18 protein-coding genes and 1 other RNA gene are annotated in these 19894 nt (G+C 44.8%); 7 read left to right on the forward strand and 12 right to left on the reverse strand.

Annotation, left to right across the window (positions count from 1 at the left end):
• Positions 1-92: 92 nt before the first annotated feature.
• From ffs to DYU05_RS02885, 6 genes are all read right to left on the reverse strand, one after another.
• Positions 93-191, reverse strand: an RNA gene (ffs, locus tag DYU05_RS02860) — signal recognition particle sRNA small type.
• 98 nt (positions 192-289) lie between these two features.
• Positions 290-1177 (reverse strand): 3-hydroxyacyl-CoA dehydrogenase family protein, encoded by an 888-nt coding sequence (locus DYU05_RS02865; protein ID WP_117381462.1) that lies wholly within the window; start codon positions 1175-1177, stop codon positions 290-292.
• A 96-nt stretch (positions 1178-1273) separates the two neighbouring features.
• A complete protein-coding gene (gene bioD, locus DYU05_RS02870) occupies positions 1274-1891 on the reverse strand; it encodes a dethiobiotin synthase (RefSeq protein ID WP_117381463.1) in 618 nt (205 codons plus the stop codon).
• Positions 1884-3011: an aminotransferase class I/II-fold pyridoxal phosphate-dependent enzyme gene (locus DYU05_RS02875; RefSeq protein ID WP_235853939.1), complete on the reverse strand. Its 1128-nt coding sequence runs from the start codon at positions 3009-3011 to the stop codon at positions 1884-1886. Before DYU05_RS02875 ends, bioD begins: the two co-directional genes overlap by 8 nt.
• Before the next feature lie 68 nt (positions 3012-3079).
• On the reverse strand, positions 3080-3433 hold the full coding sequence (locus DYU05_RS02880) for a Spy/CpxP family protein refolding chaperone (RefSeq protein WP_117381464.1): 354 nt from the start codon (positions 3431-3433) through the stop codon (positions 3080-3082).
• Between the two features lie 126 nt (positions 3434-3559).
• Complete coding sequence (locus DYU05_RS02885; RefSeq protein WP_117381465.1) at positions 3560-4333, reverse strand: XRE family transcriptional regulator; 774 nt, start codon at positions 4331-4333, stop codon at positions 3560-3562.
• An 85-nt stretch (positions 4334-4418) separates the two neighbouring features.
• Between DYU05_RS02885 and DYU05_RS02890 the strand changes: the two genes are divergently transcribed.
• Complete coding sequence (locus DYU05_RS02890) at positions 4419-4784, forward strand: GIY-YIG nuclease family protein (protein ID WP_117381466.1); 366 nt, start codon at positions 4419-4421, stop codon at positions 4782-4784.
• Here the strand turns inward: DYU05_RS02890 and msrB are convergent.
• From msrB to DYU05_RS02905, 3 genes are all read right to left on the reverse strand, one after another.
• Positions 4774-5262 carry a peptide-methionine (R)-S-oxide reductase MsrB gene (gene msrB / locus DYU05_RS02895; protein WP_205771774.1) on the reverse strand — a complete coding sequence of 163 codons (489 nt, stop codon included), beginning with the start codon at positions 5260-5262 and terminating at the stop codon, positions 4774-4776. The two genes, DYU05_RS02890 and msrB, sit on opposite strands and share 11 nt — an antisense overlap.
• Positions 5263-5440: 178 nt before the next feature.
• Positions 5441-8632 (reverse strand): DPP IV N-terminal domain-containing protein, encoded by a 3192-nt coding sequence (locus DYU05_RS02900; protein WP_117381467.1) that lies wholly within the window; start codon positions 8630-8632, stop codon positions 5441-5443.
• 61 nt (positions 8633-8693) lie between these two features.
• Positions 8694-11024 carry a penicillin-binding protein 1A gene (locus DYU05_RS02905; RefSeq protein WP_117381468.1) on the reverse strand — a complete coding sequence of 777 codons (2331 nt, stop codon included), beginning with the start codon at positions 11022-11024 and terminating at the stop codon, positions 8694-8696.
• 190 nt (positions 11025-11214) lie between these two features.
• On the opposite strand from DYU05_RS02905, the gene DYU05_RS02910 reads away from it, so the two are divergent.
• Positions 11215-12312, forward strand: a complete 1098-nt coding sequence (locus tag DYU05_RS02910) for an SMP-30/gluconolactonase/LRE family protein (protein WP_165851984.1) — start codon at positions 11215-11217, stop codon at positions 12310-12312.
• Positions 12313-12315: 3 nt separating this feature from the next.
• On the opposite strand, the gene DYU05_RS02915 is transcribed toward DYU05_RS02910, so the two are convergent.
• Together DYU05_RS02915 and DYU05_RS02920 are read right to left on the reverse strand one after the other, a co-directional pair.
• On the reverse strand, positions 12316-12864 hold the full coding sequence (locus DYU05_RS02915; RefSeq protein WP_117381469.1) for a dual specificity protein phosphatase family protein: 549 nt from the start codon (positions 12862-12864) through the stop codon (positions 12316-12318).
• The gene (locus DYU05_RS02920) at positions 12865-13755 is read right to left on the reverse strand and encodes a diacylglycerol/lipid kinase family protein (RefSeq protein ID WP_117381470.1); all 891 of its coding nucleotides are present in this window, start codon (positions 13753-13755) and stop codon (positions 12865-12867) included.
• A 194-nt stretch (positions 13756-13949) separates the two neighbouring features.
• Between DYU05_RS02920 and DYU05_RS02925 the strand changes: the two genes are divergently transcribed.
• The 4 genes from DYU05_RS02925 to DYU05_RS02945 all read left to right on the forward strand — a co-directional run bounded on the left by DYU05_RS02925 (position 13950) and on the right by DYU05_RS02945 (position 17061).
• A complete protein-coding gene (locus DYU05_RS02925) occupies positions 13950-14348 on the forward strand; it encodes a hypothetical protein (protein ID WP_117381472.1) in 399 nt (132 codons plus the stop codon).
• Positions 14332-15144, forward strand: coding sequence for a DCC1-like thiol-disulfide oxidoreductase family protein (locus DYU05_RS02930; RefSeq protein WP_117381473.1), 813 nt, complete (start codon positions 14332-14334; stop codon positions 15142-15144). The genes DYU05_RS02925 and DYU05_RS02930 overlap by 17 nt, the downstream gene beginning before the upstream one ends.
• Before the next feature lie 6 nt (positions 15145-15150).
• The gene (locus DYU05_RS02935) at positions 15151-16077 is read left to right on the forward strand and encodes a TIGR01777 family oxidoreductase (protein ID WP_117381474.1); all 927 of its coding nucleotides are present in this window, start codon (positions 15151-15153) and stop codon (positions 16075-16077) included.
• Between the two features lie 495 nt (positions 16078-16572).
• Positions 16573-17061 (forward strand): SRPBCC family protein, encoded by a 489-nt coding sequence (locus tag DYU05_RS02945; protein WP_117381477.1) that lies wholly within the window; start codon positions 16573-16575, stop codon positions 17059-17061.
• Positions 17062-17140: 79 nt separating this feature from the next.
• On the opposite strand, the gene DYU05_RS02950 is transcribed toward DYU05_RS02945, so the two are convergent.
• Positions 17141-17965: an MOSC domain-containing protein gene (locus tag DYU05_RS02950; RefSeq protein ID WP_117381478.1), complete on the reverse strand. Its 825-nt coding sequence runs from the start codon at positions 17963-17965 to the stop codon at positions 17141-17143.
• A 130-nt stretch (positions 17966-18095) separates the two neighbouring features.
• Here DYU05_RS02950 and DYU05_RS02955 point away from each other — a divergent pair, with 130 nt between their 5' ends.
• Entirely contained in the window at positions 18096-19799 is a 1704-nt protein-coding gene (locus DYU05_RS02955) for a GMC oxidoreductase (protein ID WP_117381479.1), read from the forward strand.
• Positions 19800-19894 lie beyond the last annotated feature (95 nt).

The raw sequence follows: 19894 nt of genomic DNA on the forward strand, positions 1-19894 counted from the left end.
CTAAGATAACAGGTAAATCTCCTATTGTATTAGTGTTGTAGTATTTTGACGTTGTACCGTCATTTATCCTACCGAAATTTTAGGCAAAAAAAAATGGGTAAGCTACTTTTATCGCGCCGCTCAACTCTCTACCCTTGCTGCGTTCCCACCCTGGGGGAGTTCAAGAGGAGCTGGCCGTAAAAGACTTACCCGCCGCAAATATAGGAAAATGATGCGTTCCGGTTAATAAAATGTTAAACTTGACGCTTACACGTTGGTTCTCAGTCCGCTAATTTTATGTGAGGGCCGGCTATCTAAACTTATCGGCGACAATAAGTTCTTTGCTGCCGGCAGTGTATTTATAAAAACCAGTACTACTTTTTACACCAAGATGCCCGGCGGTTACCATATTCACCAGCAAAGGGCATGGGGCGTATTTAGGGCTGCCAAAACCATTATGTAGTACCTTTAAAATAGCCAAACAAACATCCAAGCCTATAAAGTCGGCCAATTGCAGCGGTCCCATGGGGTGGGCCATGCCTAGCTTCATCACTGTATCAATCTCGTGTACGCCAGCTACACCTTCAAAAATGGTGTAAATAGCTTCATTAATCATGGGCATCAATATCCGGTTGGCGACAAAACCCGGATAATCGTTTACTTCAACAGGCTCCTTGCCGAGCGTTACGGAAAGATCCATTATTGTTTTGGTCACCTCATCCGTAGTAGCATAGCCGCGTATAATCTCAACCAGCTTCATTACCGGCACGGGGTTCATAAAGTGCATACCTATAACATTAGCGGGGTTTTTGGTTACCGATGCTATTTCTGTTATGGATATAGACGATGTGTTAGATGCCAGGATAGCGCCCGGTTTGCAAACTTCGCTCAGTTGTTTGAACAGTCTGAGCTTTATATCACGGTTTTCGGTAGCAGCTTCAACAACCAGGTCTGCATCGGCAGCACCTTCAATAGCGTCAGTGTAGGTTTTGATGTTCTGTAGCGTAGCAGCTTTCGCGGCTTCGTCAATTGTACCTTTTTTAATCTGCCTGTCCAGGTTGCCGGCTATGGTTTGCAGCGCTTTTTGCAGAGCAGCATCGTTGATGTCTACAAGCGATACTTTAAAGCCATTTTGCGCAAAAGTATGAGCTATTCCATTGCCCATTGTACCCGAACCGATAACCGTAATGTTTTTCATGAGATTGGTTTACTATGTTCGCAAACTTACAATATCAGGGCACATATTGCTAGTTGTCCTCTGAAACTTTTAATGCGAAATAGCTGGTGACGTATATTAATCTAGATTGATGTTGCTACCAGCCGCTGCTACTGTAGCCTTGTCAATATTTGCTAACGTAGGGATTTGCCCTATGCAACCAAGGCCCGAATATTTAATGATGTATTCCTCAGATGAGGTATTTGGTTCGCCGTTAAAGATGATGCCTTTAATCGGGATGCTCCGAGCCCTGAGGAATTCTATCGACAACAGCGTATGGTTAATACTGCCAAGGTAGTTTTGAGAGACCAGCACAACTTCGGCTTCAAGGGCTTTGATAAGATCAACCAACAGGAAATGATCGTTCAATGGTACCATTAATCCGCCGGCACCTTCAATCAGTAACTTGTTGGTTGTTGAAGGCTTTAACAGCTTATGCTCATCAATAGCGATACCATCTAATAACGCAGACTTATGCGGCGAATAGGGCTGAGTTAACCGATAAGCTTCCTCATGAAAATAAGATTGCGTATTCGTCACCAAACTGCGCACCTTCATTGTATCAGAGTTGTCCAGGTCTCCTGATTGTACAGGTTTCCAATAATCGGCTTTTAGTTTTTCCACTAGTATTGCTGATACCAATGTTTTACCAATTCCTGTGCCTATACCTGTTATAAAAAGCGGTTTATCATTCATCTAATAAACTATTTATCGTTGATGTGAGTAGTTGTATCTCCTGTGTAGTGTTAAAGGAGTGAAGACATATTCTGATCCTTTCCAAACCTTTCGGAACGGTTGGACTGAGTATTGGCCGTGCATCAAAACCTGCCTCCTGTAACGCACCAGCTACTTCGCGCGCTTTTTCGTTACTGTTGAGTACGATACACTGGATGGCGCTGGAGCTAGGCAGAAGTGGAAAGCTTTTGCTTTCGGCTATACCATTTTTAAATGTAGCTATATTTTGTTTCAGCGGTGCTATAAGAACATCCGCCGTGGTCAACATTTGATAGGCGATCTTTACAGAAGCCAGCTGATGAAACGAAGCAGCAGTAGTATAAATAAAAGACCTTGCGAAATTGACAAGAAAGTTGCGGAGTGTTTCACTACCTAATACCATTGCGCCATGGCAGCCGAGCGCCTTGCCGAAGGTAACCACCCTGGCAAATACCTTATCCTGTACGCCAAGTTCTGCAATTAAACCTCTCGGGTATAAGCCAACAGCGTGCGCCTCGTCAATAATCAGGTTTGCACCATATTTAGCGGTTAGCTCCTGTATTTGAAGAATAGGCGGTGTGTCGCCATCCATGGAGTATACACTTTCTATTACGACGTAGCAGTTGCCTTTAGCTGCTTTGAGCTTTGCCTCCAGGCTTTCCAAATCATTGTGTTTAAAGCTGTACCGGTTAGCGTAGCTCAGGCGCGCGCCATCTATGATGGATGCATGTATCAGTTCATCACAGATGATTGTATCGCCTTTTTGCGGCACTGATGAAAACAGGCCGATATTGGCGTCGTAGCCGGAATTAAATAAAAGTCCAGCTTCTGCGTTATGCCAATTTGCTATCTCTTTCTCCAGGCCTTCAGCGTAGGTCGTGTTGCCGGACAATAACCTTGAACCGGTAGATCCATTTAAGCTCTGCACATGAGCGTTTACTTCCATTAAAATGGCGTCTCTCATTTTATGTGAACGTGCAAAGCCAAGGTAGTCGTTAGAACAAACATCTATCAGGTTGTTCTCCGGTTTTAAAATCCGGTACATACCAGCGTCTTTACGTTCGTTTAGCTTATCGGCAAGAAATTGGTGTGCTTTATCCAAAGGCTTTAAAATTTCTGCTAAAATAAAAAAAGCGGCTTAAGGCCGCTCTTTTATATTATTATACAGACTTATTTCTGTGGTGGGGCACCGCCGCCGTTTTGCATACGTGCACGGCGCTCGTCCATTTCTTTCTGCCATGCAGCAGCTTGTTCTGCAGTTAACACCGCTTTTACTTTATCGTTAGTAGCCTGCATCATAGGACGGAAAGCCGACCTGTCGGCACCTGCGTTGCGCAAGCTGTCCATTTGTTTAGTTTGGCCTTCGTAGATCGCCGTGATTTTGGTCACCTGGTCATCGGTTAATTTTAACGACTCTTTCATCGCTTTAACACGATCAGCTGCAGTCATTCTCATACCACCCTGCGCGCGGCTTACTGCTGTGATCCCAACAAGGAAGCAGCAGATCAACATAAGTTTTTTCATTATTTTTCTTTTTAGTTTATTGATGTTTTGATAAAGGTAGATAGCATTAGTTTAATTACAACCTTGTAACTTAATTGTTGCTAACCACTGGTTTGCCTAATGATCGTAAAAGATCAACTAAAAAAATTAGTTCTTGGTTTGCAAGCCGGCTATTGAGCGTTGCATTTGCGCCATCATGCTGGTAAGGCTTTCCATAGTTGGTTCCGGGGTTGGCTCTGGCAACTGGGTAGATAAAAACGCTTTTGCTTTCCATATCTCCAGTATATCCTCGCCGCTTATTTCATAAGGATCGTAAACCGGGTTATCAGATATCAGCTTTAGTTTTTTGTTCTCTTTAAACTTGTTGCCGGCACGTTTGTAAACAATACCCTCAGTTTTAGAAACTACTATATAGGTTTCTCCCGCTTTAACATCGGCCCAGTTCTCCAGGTACTCCGCTATTATAACAGAACCGGATGGAAGCGGCAGCATAGAATCACCTTTGATCTCGAAAGCACGGAATGTGCCATTTTTAAACATGGGCAGATAAAATTTAGGCAGGGCGGCAACATATTCCGGATCAGCATACCCGTTAAGATACCCTGCACTCGCTTTCATTGGTACCATTTCTATATTTTCATTATCCTCTTTATCTACCGAAATACTTAGCACCCTAAGGTTTGCTGGGTTGCCTTTTGGCTTGGGTGCCCACTTTTCATCTATAGTTTCGTTGATAAAATCATCAATTGATATGTCAAAAAATAGTGCTAATGATTTTAGTAGTTCATACTTTGGTTCAGCACGTTCTTCTTCGTAAGCACCTACTAAAGAACGTTTTATGCCTACCTGATCAGCGAACTGCTGTTGTGTTAATCCCTTCTTTTTGCGGAGGAATTTAATATTTGATGAAATTTTTGACATAAAAATTTGCTTTTGCTAAAATAGTTAGTATTTTTATGCTCATAAAATTAGTAATTATTTTTTAACCGGCAAAATTTTTTATCAAATGAAGAGGTTTGTTTATATCATCACTGACAGGAACCGTAAGAACTTACATGTAGGAATGTGCACAGACCTGCTGAAAACCATTAAGTTCTACAGCGAAATGCCGACATTATTTTTTGACAGCGCGCAGCAGTTAAACCGGTTGGTTTATTTTGAAGAGATTAATACCGAGGAGCAGGCCATGGAGCGCTTTAAACAAGTGAGCACTTATACAAGGCCGCAAAAAGAGAAAATGATAAGGGCGGTTAATACCGACTGGGTGGATCTTACAATAGGTTTAAACTACGAAAGCGGGGTAAAAACAAGGCCATCCGCTTTTTACGGACGGCCTTCTATTCAACCTTCTCGCAGGCTGGTTACTTTTTAATAAACTTTAACGCGCCGGAGTTCATGCAGTAACGTTTGCCGCCGCGGTTGGCAGGGCCATCGTCAAACACATGTCCAAGGTGCAAACCTGTGCTCTTCTCAATTACTTCATTGCGAGACATGCCATAGCTGTTATCGCGTACTATTTCTACTTTGCTGGGGTCAACCGGTTTAACAAAACTTGGCCAACCCGTTCCACTGTCAAACTTATCGTCAGATGTAAATAAGACATCGCCGGTAGCAGCGCTTACGTAAACACCTTTTTCGTGGTTGTTGTAATAAGCATTCTTATAAGGCGGTTCTGTGCCACTCTCCACCATTATATTGTACTGGTTTGGTGTTAGTGTTTTTTTCCACTCTGCAGCAGGTTTGCTCTTCGGCCTGTTGGCCTGTTGCTTTTTCGCTTGCCCGTTTGTATTCTCACAGCTGATAAGCCCAAAGATGCTTACCATAAGTACGGCTAAAATTGACTTTTTCATTTATTTTTCTGATTGATGATGGACACTGATGTCCAATTTTATTAAGTTACGAATTTGATGTTAATTCGATTGTCATGAATTGGTCGTTTAATCGCACAATTCCTTACACTGCGTTAGAATCTTTAAAATAAAAAAGGATCAGCGTTAGCCAATCCTCCAATTTATTTACATAAAGAGGTTACCAGCCCGGCGCGAAGGTTAAACCAAATACGGGTTTTTTAACATCGGTACGATTGAACGGAAATGCGTAGTATGGCTCCAGTACAAAATATCCGAAGAAGTTTACCCTTAGTGATATACCTGCACTTAATGCCGGAACACGGCTATATACCGCACTTACTGCCTGGTTGCCCGTTGTGGGATCTATCACAGGAGCGCCGTTCTGATCAACCACAGGGGCTACCCTCAGCAGCTCAGGATTACTTTTGAACTGTACCTTATCACCTTTGTTCCAGGCCAAACCTGCATCAAAGAATATGTTCAGGTCAGAGAATAAGAACTTGGATTTAATAACTGACAACTTTTCGGGACCGGTAAATGGCAGCCTCATTTCAAAGTTTGCTACTGCTATACGGCTGCCGGATAGTTGATCGATAGTGAAATTGTTGGTGCTAACGCGTCCTGAATTGTAAAAGGTTTGCGCTTCGTACCCTCGTATCAGAAACGGATAGCCAACAAACAGGGGATAGAGTCCTCTCGCCTCATCACCCAAACGTCCATAGCCGTACAATCTCGCAGCAAAAGTTACAGGTTGTACGCGTACGTATTTGCGGAGGTCTATAGTAGGCGCAAAAAACTTGTATGTACCCAGATTGTATTGAGCTTCTATACGGTAGCGGTAACCATTTAGCGGCGCAGCTATACCAAAGTCTGAGTTATCGCCAACCAGCGCCGTGCTTACCTGGTAGGTAGTAAACGGAACAAGATCATAGCCGGTTTCGCCTCTGAACTGTTCGCGCGAGATCTTATGTTTTTCAAAGTCTATGGCGTTATATACAACCCCCGTAGAATCATAAGGGTAGTAGGTGCTATACCTGTCTACCCGGTAGCTATAACGAGAGGCGCCTGTACCAAGCTCTACACGTGTAGAACGAGATATAGGGTAGGAGGTAAATAATTGGAACGCGTCTTCAAAAGTTCTTATAATATCGGTATGCTGGTCTAACACATTAACGGTTTGCCCGTTGTACTGCCTGGTGGTTTGGCTTACACCGTAAGTGCCGGATTGATAAGGTATATGAGAGGCGCCAATGCCAAAGTTCCATCTGCCTTGCTGATTAATATAAACTACTTGTCCGCCAAAATCATAAACTTCGCCGTTCACCGCCGCACCTGCATAGATTTGGTTCCGGCCAAGTATATCGCTAAAAACACCCTGTACACCACTTGACAGGCCTGTACCATACGAACCTACTGAAGCACCAATTCCATTACTTGCCAGATAATCCATTTTGAACTTAGGCTTATAAGCAATGCTGGTGATAGAATCTGTAGAGATCTTAGGATAAGCCAAGTAATTATTCAGGTTGGAATTTATCAAATCTACACCAACAGCACGTGTTGGCGGCAGCATTGCTACTTCGAAATTGGTTGCTCCGGGATCAACCACCACAGGTTTAAACTCCGACGCTTTTGCGTTATAGATGCTGTATTTTTGTGCACGGTAATAAGAATAAACCACGTCGTCATTAGCAGATACGCTTAGCGCGGGAGAATACTCGGTAATACCGCAAATGCCTGTGAACAGGTCTGTCATTTGCTCCAGCTTCCCTGATGATAAAGTGTAGCGGTACATATTGCGGAAGCCATCGCGGTTGCTCAGGAAAAATACCTGCGTACCATCAGCAGAGTAAATAGGGTTGAGGTTATTGGCGTGGTTGAAAACGTTGATGTCTGTTACCTTACCACTTGCGAGGTCAAGTTCTGCCAAATTAAAGGTGATCTCCTGCGATAGCACTTTGTCATAAGTTGTACGATCGCTGCTGAAGATGATCTTTCTGCCATCCCTGGAGAAGCTTGGCTGGTAATCTGAAAATTTATCATTGGTAAGTTGTCTTACTGACTTCGTATCGAAATTATACATGTACAGATCGCTTTGCCCTTCTGACAACCCCTGGAAGGCAACATTTTTGCCGTCCGGAGACCAGGTAAGGTTGCTAAACTGCTCGGCTTTGCCCATGGAGATATCATTCAGTATGCGCCCATCCGGAACAGAAACGACCAGCATACGATTGCGTCCTTTACTAAATACGCTGAATGCAAACCGTTTCCCGTCCGGTGACCATGCACCGGCCGATTCTATAAAGTTAAACTCATCAACATGTGAATTGGCCGTTTTGCTGGTGAGCCGGGTTATTATGCGCCCCGTTCGTGCATCAGACAAATAGAGATCAATACTGAATAAGCTTTTTGAAGAGAGGAAGGCAATGTACTTACCATCCGGACTTACTGCAGGTGCAACGGTAAGGTCGCCGCCAACCTTATCATCTATTACCCTTAAACCGACAGGTTTTTGTACGGTGTCCTTAAGGTATGGTTTGTAAGTATTCTCAATAGAGTTCTTCCACAGTCGCGAGAGCGTTTTATGATCATATCCAAACGTTCGCCTTATGCCATATTCCAACCCGAAACGAGCGGTGTTCTTGAAAAAAGGCACAATGATGGTGTCTCCGTAAGTGGAACCAAGAAATGACCAAAAAGCTTCACCATACCTATAAGGGAAATACTTACTGCTATTGGTTAAAGCCTCTACAGTAGGGATGTCGTGGTTGAGATAAGCGTCCCGCATCCACATTGCGGTATACGCATCCTTTTTACCGATAGACAGATATTCTGCCATACCTTCAATCATCCACAACGGTAAATTGCCGATGTTTTCAAAACTTGAGGAGTCATGACCAAGCAACGTATGGTATTGAAAAGCATGTACCAACTCGTGGCCAAGCACGTGTCGCGTGGTTTGGTTAGTTTCCATAAATGGCATCACCACCCTGTTCTTAAGGCCTTCGGTAACACCGCCGGTACCAACGCCTATCTCGCCATCTATAGCTGTGGTTTGCTGAAAATCGGGGTGATTGGCGTATACAATAATAGGGTTTGGCTTGTTAAAGGTGTCCCTGAAAACTTGTTGGTGTAACGTGTACCAAAGCTCGCTTTCCTGGGCAAAGCGCTTAAGTAAGCTGTCGTTTTTAATGTAATAGTAAATCTCGAAGTGAGGCGTTTTGTAAACCTTAAACTTGAGGTTTTTGTAGCGGACCTTATTTTGCCCAAAATATTGTGCTTTAGCTTGCTGATGGTTAAACAGCAAAGCCGCAACCATACAAAGTAAAATAACAGGAAGCTTAATACTGAGGGAGTAGCGTTTATTCATAAGCTATTACAATACGTACTAATATAATTAAAGGATGTTTGTATAAGTATCCTTATTCTAGTTATTTGTTACCTGGCGGCGGATTGTTCTCCGGGGCTTCTTCGGTCGCCGGGGCCTGTATAACGGTCGATGTGTCCACAGGCATTTGAGTACTGTCGGTCGATGCGGTATCCGCCTCAGCGTAATGCGGCGTAGGGCACATATACTCCTTGGTGATCTTCACCCAGGGTTTAGGAAACGGCCCATAGCTATAGCCGGTTTTTGCATCTGCGTAGACTTTTTCCATAAACTCGCCGAAGATTGGTAGTGCCGTGTGCGATCCTTCACCGGTTTCAGACGTGGTAAAATGTACGCTACGGTCATCCGCACCCACCCAAATACCTGTAACCAGGTCTTTTGTTATACCCATATACCACCCATCAACGTAGTCGCTCGAGGTGCCGGTTTTGCCGCCTATCTGGTTATCCTTTTTCCATAAACCAGGGTACTCCCAAAGCGCCTGAGATGTGCCGCCTGGTTCTTCCATACCGCCGCGGAACATATAGAGCATTAGCCATGCCGTTTCAGGGCTCAGCACTTGTTCCTCTTTCAGGTCAAACTGTTGAATCAGTTCGCCGCGCTGATCAGTTATTTTGGTTACCAGCAACGGGTCAACCTTTTTTCCCTTATTTAAAAAGGTGCTGTAGGCTCTTACCATCTCGTACACCGAAACATCGTTAGATCCTAACGATACCGATGGTACGGATTTTAGCGGACTTTCGATACCCAGTTTATGCGCGTATTGCACAATCTTATCCCAGCCAACGTGCTCGGTAAGTTGCGCTGTAATGGAGTTTACCGATTTTCCCATTGCCCAACGCAGCGTCATTTCGCGGTAAGAGAAGTGAAAGTCGGCATTGTTTGGTTCCCATATATCATCTTTGCCTTCGTCTTTAAATTTGATGCTTACCGGCTTGTCGGTAAACTTGTCGCAAGGGGTAAAGCCATTATCTAACGCGGTAACGTAAGCGAAAGGTTTAAATGTAGAACCTGCTTGGCGTTTTGCCTGATTTACGTGATCGTAACTAAAGTACTGATGATCGATACCGCCAACCCAAACCTTAATTTTACCTGTAGATGGCTCCATGGTCATCATACCGGTATTCAGTATCTTGGTGTAGTATTTAATAGAGTCTGCGCTGGAAAATGTGGTGTCCTGATCACCCTTCCAGGTGAAAACGGTCATGCGCTTTTTGGCATTAAAGTACTTGTTGATCTCTACAGTATCACCTTTGTACTTTTTAGTTAGCAGCTTATATATAGGTAAGCGTTGTTCTGCTTTCAGCAAAAAGTCTTTTATCTCAACACCTTTGCTGTCGCGCCATGGGTTTTTATTGCCCCATAGGTTATTAAAGCGGCGCTGAAGCATTTTCATCTTATCAGCCACTGCTTCTTCGGCATATTGCTGTAGTTTGCTGTCAATAGTAGTGTATATTTTCAGCCCGTCTTCGTAGAGGTCATAGTTGTTATCCTTGCACCACTTATCCAGCCACTTTTCAACAGCCCGGCGTATGTACGAGTCGCCTTGTCCGCTGTTGTCAACATAGCTCAAATCGAGCGCCAACGGTTGTTTGCTGTAATTGTCGTAATCTGGTTTCTTCAGAAATTCATACTTAAGCATTTGCCCCAGTACAATGTTGCGGCGGTCTAAAGCACGGTCCGGATGACTAACCGGGTTGTACGTAGAAGTGGCCTTTAGCATGCCCACCAGTGTAGCGGACTGCGCTGGTGTAACCTTGTCCGGAGTGGTGTTGAAGTACTTTAAAGTAGCCGTTTTAATACCGTATGAATTATTACCAAACGGAACAGTGTTAAAGTACATAGTGAGAATCTGTTCTTTACTGTAAACATGTTCTATTTTAAAGGCGGTAAGCCATTCTTTAAACTTGAAAACTACCGTCTTAAGTATCGGTATATGCCTTATTACACCCTGTGATTTGCGTTTACGTGTGTTAAAGAGGTTTTTTGCTAACTGCTGTGTAATGGTACTGGCACCGCGTCTGTCACCTTTTGCGGTAGAGAGCATGCCGGTCATAAAGCCATAGAAATCTACCCCATGATGCTTGTAAAAACGGGCATCTTCTGTTGCTACCAGCGCATTTATGAGGTTAGGGGAGATGCCTTTATAATCTACCGGTGAACGATTTTCCTTGTAAAAGCGGCCGATTAGTTTGCCGTCAGCAGTGTAAACCTCCGATGAGAGGGAGAGCACAGGTGTCTTTATATCGTTCATGTCCGGCGAGTAACCGAAGAGCCACAAAAAGTTTAACTCAATGGCACAGAAAAAGATGATAACAAAATATATAAAGATGATCAGATATCTGAGGAACCGGTTTCTTATACTGCTGAACATTGGGTAAATATGGAAATTTATGCCGCTAAATCATAACTGCACCGATAAAAATAAACAACGCAATTTTAACAAGTAAATTTTAAGGAGCAGGGTGCAGTTAAAATTATTTTTCGCCATCATTTAACGTGTAGTATAATCATCGCTAAAAAAAAGAGAAACCATTTGCAGTTAAACGTTATTAAGTATCTAAATGAAACACATTGCCCCAGTTATTTTGATGATAAGCTTGTTTTCCTTACCTGCCTTGGCACAAAAAAGCGAAAAGCTGATAGAAGTGGCATCGTTCGGCCAGAACCAACCAATCGGCGTAACTGTTGCGCCATCAAGCAACCGCCTGTTCGTGTCGTTTCCGTATCATGAGCCCTTTTTGTACGGGCTTACCGAAATAGTGGATGGGAAAAGAGTTCCTTATCCAGACACCGCATGGAACCATCATGTACTTGACAATCCGGATGCGCACTTCGTTAACGTACAAGACCTGTATGCTGATGACCGTAACTGTTTATGGGTGCTGGATTCTGCACCGGCCGGCGGTGCCGCTGTAATAGGGAACTCAAAAGCGAAGCAAGGGCAATTTAAGCTGATGAAGATAAGCCTTGATGACAATGCTATAAAGCGCATTTATACCTTTGATGATCTGCCTAAAGATAAAAGTGCGCTTAACGACGTTTGCGTTGACAACAGCCGTGAGCTGGCTTATTTATCTGACCCCGGTCTGCACGCAATAATTGTGCTGGACCTGAATACAGGTAAGAGCCGGGTAGTGCTGCAGGACGATAAAGCAACCCTTGCAAAGCCTGGCCTGAAGCTGCACCTGGATGGTAAAGATGTGGTGGATGCTCAGGGAAACCCTTTTGTTTCTAACGTGAACGGCATTGCGCTCAGCCGCGACTATAAATACTTTTATTTTCGAGCCATCAATCAAACCAAGCTTTACAGAATAGCAACAGACCTGCTGACAAACATAAAGTTATCAGATGCAGTTCTGTCCAAAAAAGTTGAGCTAGCTGCGGAAACGGGTATTTGTCACGGCATGATAAGCGACCAGTTAGGAAATGTTTACCTGAGCGATTCACCAAATCATGCTATCCAATATCTTTCGCCGGATAAAAAGCTGCACATGCTGGTACAGGACGACCGTATCATTTGGCCAGACTCTTTCGGCATTGGTAATGATGGGTTTCTTTACTTCAGCGCCTCGCAGATGAACAGGTTACCTAAGTATAATAGTGGAGAGGATAAAGTCGCTTATCCGTACGCAGTATACAAGGTTAAACTGCCGCAGTAGGAATTAAGATTTTGTACCGCTTTTAGTTAAGCGGCATACACGCTCCAGTTCTTTCAAGCGTTCGCGCTGCCCCGGCCTGGGGTTTATAAATCGCCGTACGCTCTGTACCAGTTTAAACGCATCCTCATAGGTGGCTCCGGCTTTTATAAGGTAAGCAATAGCCATGGTAGGCCCGCGGCCAAGTCCCTGCCTGCAGTGTACATAAACTTTGCCACCGGCTTTAATTTCGTTCTCTATAAAACTTGCGCCTTTCATCAGCATGTCGAGGTCTGGCGGAGTATTATCAATCGTAGGGAGGTGCAGGTATTTAAAACCTTCGTATTGGGCTTCTGTATAGACCGAATGGATGCGCATGTTTACTATAGCGGTTACCCCAAGTGCTTTAAGCTTTTTTAACCCAACCAAATTATACTGACTTCCAAGAAAAAGATTGGCCGTTATCTGGCTGCGTTTAACGTTAGGCAAGCCAAATATATACCGATGCATAATGTCGATCATCTTTTCCAGAAAAATCACAACAATCAGCCACGTGCTTTTAACTTTTTCCAGCATCTATTTGTTCTTTTCAGATGGTACCAGCACCTTCAGCGCTTTCGGCAGCAGTTTTATTTCAATCTTCTGCGCTTTTTCCTCACAATCGTCACATATATAGGAAGTAGGTTTGTTTAACCGGATTGTTACTTCTTTCGCCCTCCAGTGTTTTACTACATCAGTATCTATGTTCAGGAAAGCTGTACCTGCCGCCTGCAATAACGAGAGCGGATCGGCACTGGTGAGCAGTACTACATCCAGCCATCCGTCAAATATACTGATGCCTTCAACCAGGCTCGCGTTGCCAAAACCCATGTTACCGGCGTTTGTCACGGTTAATGATACTCCTTCTTCCGTTATTACTTTTCCGTCTATGGTCATGTTGTAGCTTACCTGTTCGGCGGCGGCAGCAGTTTTAGCCGCAGTTATACCATATGCTACCTGGCCTATCTTGCTTTTTAAAGCAGGATCAGCATTAATGATCATGTCGGCCATGATGCCGAGATTAATCCGTAACAGGAACGAGTCGCCGTTGGCTTCGCCCATGTCCATCTCGGCAACTTTAAATTTTCCTTTAACAATAAGATCAATAGCCTCTTTAGCATCCTGTGGTATGCCCAGTTCTTTAGACATAACGTTGGCTGTGCCACCCGGGATAATGCCCATTGGGGTAGGAGTGCCCTGCAATGCCCTGGCAACTTTGGTTATGCTGCCATCGCCCCCGTAAACAACTACTATATCTGTTTTCCCGATCAGCTTTTTGGCTGTATTATAAATATCGTCCTCATGGGTGGTTACAGTTACTTGCCAGGCAATTTTGGTGTCTTTTATGGCATTGTTGATGTAACTAAGTATGGGTTCTTCTTTACCAGACGCGGGATTGATAATAAAGTGAATGTTTTTAGGCTGCATATCCTCCTGATTTCAAATATCATTCCACATAAGTAACATTGGGGATAAGATAACATAAATTTAATTTCAATAAATTTTGAAAGTTCAATATTTATATAGACATTTGTACATGCATTCACCACAATGCATTTATTTTTAAAAATTTCTTTCATTTTTTACTGAAAATTAAATTACTCACTATAGCTTCAATCGTCATGAATTATTTTATCCTTACCTACATCGTTTATTTACTGGTTAGCATTTTACTTACTATTTGGGTAGCCAGGGTGCTATTCAAGAATGGCCGTATTTTCCTGGTAGATATTTTCCATGGCAATAACGACTTGGCCGACAGCGTGAACAAACTCCTGGTAGTTGGTTTTTATCTTGTCAACATCGGCTACATGAGCCTGGCGTTAAAGGAGACCAACAATATCCTTAACACGCAAATGGTAATAGAGGTACTGAGCTATAAAGTAGGATGGATCATATTAATTCTTGGCGGTATGCACTTCCTTAACCTTATTATCTTTTTTAAACTGAGGAACAGAGCTCAGCATACTTTAACACTGGCACAACGCATGCAAACCATCAGCCATGAAAACCTTAAATAACCACATCATTCTTTACGATGCCGAGTGCCCCATGTGCCAGGCTTACACAAAAGCGTTCACACGCAGCGGTATGCTTGATGCCAACGGCAGGGCCAGTTACCAGCAAATGCCTGCAGAGGTTTGCCCCGTGGTTGACCGGCAGCGTGCAGTGAACGAGATAGCTTTGGTTGACACCCGCACCGGTGAAGTTAGTTATGGTGTAGAAAGTTTGTTTAAGGTTATCGGCAATAGTGTACCATTTTTAAATCCATTGTTTTCATTTGCTCCATTCATCTGGATCATGAAAAAGGTTTACGCCTTTATATCCTACAACCGCAGGGTAATTATACCTGCAACCCATGCGCAGGATGGCATACAGCCAAGCTTTAAATTGGGTTATCGTTTGTTTTATTTGTTGTTTACATGGTTACTAGTGGGCAGTATACTTACGGTATACGCCCATTACTTAACCCCTTTGGTACCCATTGGCGACCCATTGCGGGAATACTATATCTGTGGCGGGCAGATCGTCTTTCAGGGTATAGTTATCAGCCTGTATGCGCCTGCCAAACGCTGGGACTACCTGGGTAACATGATGACTATCTCTTTTGCAGGCGCGTTATTGCTGCTACCCGTAATACTTGTGGCTAAACTGCTGGGCCTACCTGCACTAATATGTACCTTATGCTTTTTAGCAGTGGCGGGGCTCATGTTTTTAGAGCATATCCGCCGCACAAAACTAATGCAGCTAGGCTGGCTGCTCACCATCAGCTGGGTAGTATACCGTTTGGCGCTGTTGGCGATTATTTTAAACTAAACAGATATGAAATACCATAAGATAGTACTCGCAGGAGGTAACGGTTATCTGGGTACCGTACTTGCTAACTATTACAAGCCCTTGGCAACTGAAGTTATTTTGCTGAGCCGCAAACCTGCGGCAACAGACGGGAATGTCAGGACGATAGTATGGGACGCAGTTAATGAAGGTGACTGGACCGCTATGCTGGAGGGCGCCGACATGCTAATTAACCTCTGCGGCAAAAACGTTAACTGCAGGTATACCGAAAAGAACAAAGCAGAGATCGTCCGCTCACGGGTGGTGCCAACTACATTGTTGGGGCAGGTGATTGGCAAACTTGACAATCCACCCAAGGTATGGATCAACCTGGCATCATCTACCATTTACCGCCATGCCGAAGACCATGCCCAGGATGAGATAACTGGCGAGATAGGCACCGGGTTTTCTGTAGAAGTTTGTGAACAATGGGAAAAGGCATTTTTTGGTATTAACACGCCAAATACCCGCAAAGTGGTGCTTCGGCATGCAATTGCACTGGGCAGGAGCGATGGCGCATTTCCGCGGTTGCTTAACCTGGCAAAAGTTGGATTGGGCGGCAAACAGGGCGACGGGGAACAATATGTATCATGGATACACGAGCACGATACTGCACGTGTAACAGCACACATATTTGACCATCCCGAACTAGATGGTGTGATTAACTGCGCTGCTCCGGAGGCAATAAAGAACAAGGACCTGATGCGGATTATCCGTAAAGCTTACGGAATACCATTTGGATTACCGGCCCCGCAGTGGCTGCTTGAAATAGGAATGTTCATCATCGGTTCAGAAACGGAACTGGTGCTAAAAAGTCGCTGGGTAGCGCCGACAAGGCTGTTACAAAGTGGCTATATGTTCACCTACAGTAAGGCAGAACACGCTGTACACGATCTGTTAAGCCTGCGTGTGTAACTGACTCACCCCGGCAACGCTACGCTGGCCGACCCTCTCTCCGCTTTGCGGAAAGAAGGTTTAGAACAAGAACATAAAAACAAGTGACCCCGCTGACAGCACCCCCTCTCTCCGCTGCCGCGCAGAGAGGGGGACGGGGGTGAGTAAATTTGCAAACTATCGCTGGCCGACTCACCCCGGAAACGCTGCGCTGGCCGACCCTTTCTCCGCTATGCGGGAAGAGGGTTAGAAAATTGAAATTTATAAAGCTACAAATGCCGCTGACAGCACCCCCTCTCTGCGCGGCAGCGGAAAGAGGGGTACGGGTGGTGAGTAAACTTGCGAACTATCGCCGACCGACTCACCCCGGCAACGCTGCGCTGGCCGACCCTCTCTCCGCCTGCGGAAAGAGGGTTTTAAAAAGAGAGTCAATAAACAAATCACCGGCTGATAGCACCCCTCTTTCCGCAATAGCGGAGAGAGGGGCAGGGGGTGAGTAAACCAAAAACGAATACAATGTCTATCATCAAATTAACCACCAATATAAATGCTCCGGCAGATATCTGCTTTGATCTTTCCCGGAGCATAGATCTTCACCTGAATTCTATGCAGCATACCGACGAGCGTGCCGTAGCAGGCAGGCTATTTGGCCACATGGACCTAAACGATCAGGTGACTTGGGAGGCCAGGCATTTTGGCCTAAAGTTCAGGATGACGATCAGAATAAGTGAGATGCGATGGCCCGAGTACTTTATTGATGAAATAGTAAAAAGCCCTTTCAAGTTGTTGCGTCACCTGCATACTTTTGAACGTAAGGGCAGGGCAACTGTAATGAGCGACGAATTTATTTTCAGATCACCTTTTGGCTGGATAGGTAAGATAGTAGATAAATTCCTGCTGGAGCCATACATGCGTAAGCTGCTTACTAAAAGAAACGACGTGATAAAGCATGCGGCGGAAACTCAGGCCAGGTTTATGGAAGATGCCGAAAAGGCAATTGCATGAGTGCATTTATTGATCGCGACACGATTGAAATGCGTATCTTTGTATGGCTTAAATAACCTGCTACGGGCAGGTTATCCTGTTAGATAAAGAACCGCTCCTCCGTATGTTCCTCTATAACCTGTAGCTCATCACCCACGTTTAGTTTTCCGTTCCCCAGGTACACCAGGTTTTGACCAAAATATATTTTATTATTTCTCAGCCTGTATTTTGCTAATGTTTTTAATGGCTCTTTACCTTTTTGGCCTGTTACCTGGTCTACCGTCGTCATTACACAGCGGGCGCAAAGCTTCACACCAAACAAGTCAATGCCGTTTATGCGAATGTGCTTCATCATATCCTCGCTGTAAGGCTCACCTCCTGTAAACACAATATTAGGTCGAAAACGGTCCATTGGCAATGGCTCGTCTAAGCGGTTGTTTAAGTCGTCAAGCGAACTCTGCCCGATGATAAGCATCGGGTAAGCGTCAGAAAAAGAAGTTATGGCTCCTTCATCAGTGTACCGTAGGTCGGTTTGGCGGAGGCTGTCATCAGGCATATAAACCAGCCTGCTGTCAATGCCCAGTTTACTGCTGAACCATGTATCGAGTTCAGTACTTACCAAATGAGCCATGCACTTGTCGTCCCAAATAGTTACGTCGACTGGTGTCTGTGTTATAGGTTTAAAAGGAATGACAACGGAAGTCCCCTCAGGTGTGTAGGTAACTTTTATACCATCCGAAACCAGGCTAGCTTTTAGCAAGGCCATTTGTATGTTCTCGCGTTGGGAGAGAAAGCGATTGTTCTCATCAACCAGCATCCACCGGCGATCGTGCTCTAAGCCCCGGTCGGTGAGCACGGCTGAGTTTACCTTAATACCACCTAATGATTTTATGGGGTAGATGTAAAGACCACTGATGTTAAGCATGCAGTAAAAATAATTTTTTGCATCGATTAAATATCAACAATAATAAATGTTGATACTACGGTTGTTTTATTGGCTGCTAATTAATAGTATTGTTTAACCAATTACATCTTTTCTAGCCAATCCTATACTTATGACTGCACCAAATCTTAATCTTAGGGCTAAGGCCGGTAACACGTACGACGCAATTGTTGTAGGCTCGGGCATCAGCGGAGGTTGGGCTGCCAAAGAACTCAGCGAGCGGGGTTTAAAAACACTGATGCTGGAGCGCGGCCGAAACTTCGAACACATTAAAGATTACAAAACAGCTCAGGACAATCCCTGGGATTTCCCGCACCGGCGGGTACCAACTCAGGAACAGCGTAAGCAACGGCCTGTTATATCCCGTGGGTGGGGAGCAGTGGAACCTATAATGGATTACTGGACGGACGAACAAGCCGCGCCATATACCGAAATAAAGCCTTTCAACTGGTGGCGGTCATACCAGATGGGGGGACGATCTATCCTTTGGGGCAGGCAAAGTTACCGCTGGAGCGATCATGATTTTGAAGCTAATGCGAAGGATGGCTGGGCCATAGATTGGCCTATCCGCTACAAAGACCTGGCACCATGGTATGATCATGTAGAAAAATTTGCCGGTATAAGTGGGTCTTTAGAAGGGCTTTCGCAACTGCCCGACGGCCACTTTCTACCGCCTATGGATCTGAATTGCGTAGAGAAGGACGTAGCAGCAAGCATTAAAAAGAAATTTGGCAGGCACATGATTATCGGCAGGGTTGCACATGTTACAGCGCCAATACCGGGCCGTAGTAGTTGCCAGTACCGCAACAGGTGCTGGGAAGGTTGCCCGTTTGGCGGGTACTTTAGTACACAATCATCTACATTGCCAGCGGCGCTTGCGACCGGTAACCTTACTGTACGGCCGCAATCTATAGTTACCCGGGTTATTTATGATAAGAACACCAAGCGTGCGACAGGAGTGGAAGCGCTTGATGCAGAAACCAATAAAACTTATGAGTACTATGCTAAAGTAGTTTTCCTGAACGCCTCTGCGCTTAACAGCGCCTGGGTAATGATGAATAGCGCTACCGATGTTTGGCAGGACGGGCTGGGCAGCAGCAGCGGGGAGTTAGGCCATAACATCATGGATCACCATTATAACCTGGGTGCCAGTGGCACTGTAGACGGCTATGAAGATAAATACTATTACGGACGCCGGCCCAATGGCGTATACGTAGTACGTTTCGCCAACTTGTTTGACGATAAGCGCGACTACCTGCGTGGCTTTGGTTATCAGGGTGGTGCAAGCAGGCAGGGGTGGTCAAGGGAGATTGCGGAGTACAGCGTAGGTGGCAGGTATAAAGATGCCCTCGCCGAACCGGGCGAATGGCAGATAGGTATAGGTGGTTTTGGAGAACTGCTGCCGTACCATGAGAATAAGATCACTCTTGATAAGAACCGCAAAGACAAGTGGGGCTTACCTGTGCTAGCCATGGATGCCGAAATAAAAGACAATGAGCGCAAAATGCGGATAGACATTGTTAAGGAAGCTAAGGCAATGCTGGAAGCAGCCGGAGTAAAGAATATAGAAACGCACGACACCGGCCATAACGTTGGTGACGGCATCCACGAGATGGGCACCGCGCGTATGGGGCTCGATCCAAAAACATCTGTACTGAACAAACATAACCAGGTGTGGGATGCTCCAAATGTTTTTGTAACTGATGGTGCCTGCATGACCTCGTCTGCCTGTCAGAACCCTTCACTTACTTACATGGCACTAACCGCCCGCGCCGCTAACTTTGCCGCCGAAGAGTTAAAAAAAGGCGCTATTTAAATATACTTAGCACGGTTCTTTTTAAAAGCAAAAACCACACTTAAAAAGTGTGGTTTTCGAAGGTTTTTGCTCATGCATTTCGAAGACGAAATTAG

This window comes from Mucilaginibacter terrenus, assembly GCF_003432065.1.
GTDB lineage: Bacteria > Bacteroidota > Bacteroidia > Sphingobacteriales > Sphingobacteriaceae > Mucilaginibacter > Mucilaginibacter terrenus.

Coding starts and splice junctions, on each gene's coding strand:
- DYU05_RS02865 (WP_117381462.1), bottom strand. CDS start 1,177: ATGAAAAACATTACGGTTATCGGTTCGGGTACAATGGGCAATGGAATA.
- bioD (WP_117381463.1), bottom strand. CDS start 1,891: ATGAATGATAAACCGCTTTTTATAACAGGTATAGGCACAGGAATTGGT.
- DYU05_RS02880 (WP_117381464.1), bottom strand. CDS start 3,433: ATGAAAAAACTTATGTTGATCTGCTGCTTCCTTGTTGGGATCACAGCA.
- DYU05_RS02885 (WP_117381465.1), bottom strand. CDS start 4,333: ATGTCAAAAATTTCATCAAATATTAAATTCCTCCGCAAAAAGAAGGGA.
- DYU05_RS02890 (WP_117381466.1), top strand. CDS start 4,419: ATGAAGAGGTTTGTTTATATCATCACTGACAGGAACCGTAAGAACTTA.
- msrB (WP_205771774.1), bottom strand. CDS start 5,262: ATGAAAAAGTCAATTTTAGCCGTACTTATGGTAAGCATCTTTGGGCTT.
- DYU05_RS02900 (WP_117381467.1), bottom strand. CDS start 8,632: ATGAATAAACGCTACTCCCTCAGTATTAAGCTTCCTGTTATTTTACTT.
- DYU05_RS02905 (WP_117381468.1), bottom strand. CDS start 11,024: ATGTTCAGCAGTATAAGAAACCGGTTCCTCAGATATCTGATCATCTTT.
- DYU05_RS02910 (WP_165851984.1), top strand. CDS start 11,215: ATGAAACACATTGCCCCAGTTATTTTGATGATAAGCTTGTTTTCCTTA.
- DYU05_RS02915 (WP_117381469.1), bottom strand. CDS start 12,864: ATGCTGGAAAAAGTTAAAAGCACGTGGCTGATTGTTGTGATTTTTCTG.
- DYU05_RS02920 (WP_117381470.1), bottom strand. CDS start 13,755: ATGCAGCCTAAAAACATTCACTTTATTATCAATCCCGCGTCTGGTAAA.
- DYU05_RS02925 (WP_117381472.1), top strand. CDS start 13,950: ATGAATTATTTTATCCTTACCTACATCGTTTATTTACTGGTTAGCATT.
- DYU05_RS02930 (WP_117381473.1), top strand. CDS start 14,332: ATGAAAACCTTAAATAACCACATCATTCTTTACGATGCCGAGTGCCCC.
- DYU05_RS02935 (WP_117381474.1), top strand. CDS start 15,151: ATGAAATACCATAAGATAGTACTCGCAGGAGGTAACGGTTATCTGGGT.
- DYU05_RS02945 (WP_117381477.1), top strand. CDS start 16,573: ATGTCTATCATCAAATTAACCACCAATATAAATGCTCCGGCAGATATC.
- DYU05_RS02950 (WP_117381478.1), bottom strand. CDS start 17,965: ATGCTTAACATCAGTGGTCTTTACATCTACCCCATAAAATCATTAGGT.
- DYU05_RS02955 (WP_117381479.1), top strand. CDS start 18,096: ATGACTGCACCAAATCTTAATCTTAGGGCTAAGGCCGGTAACACGTAC.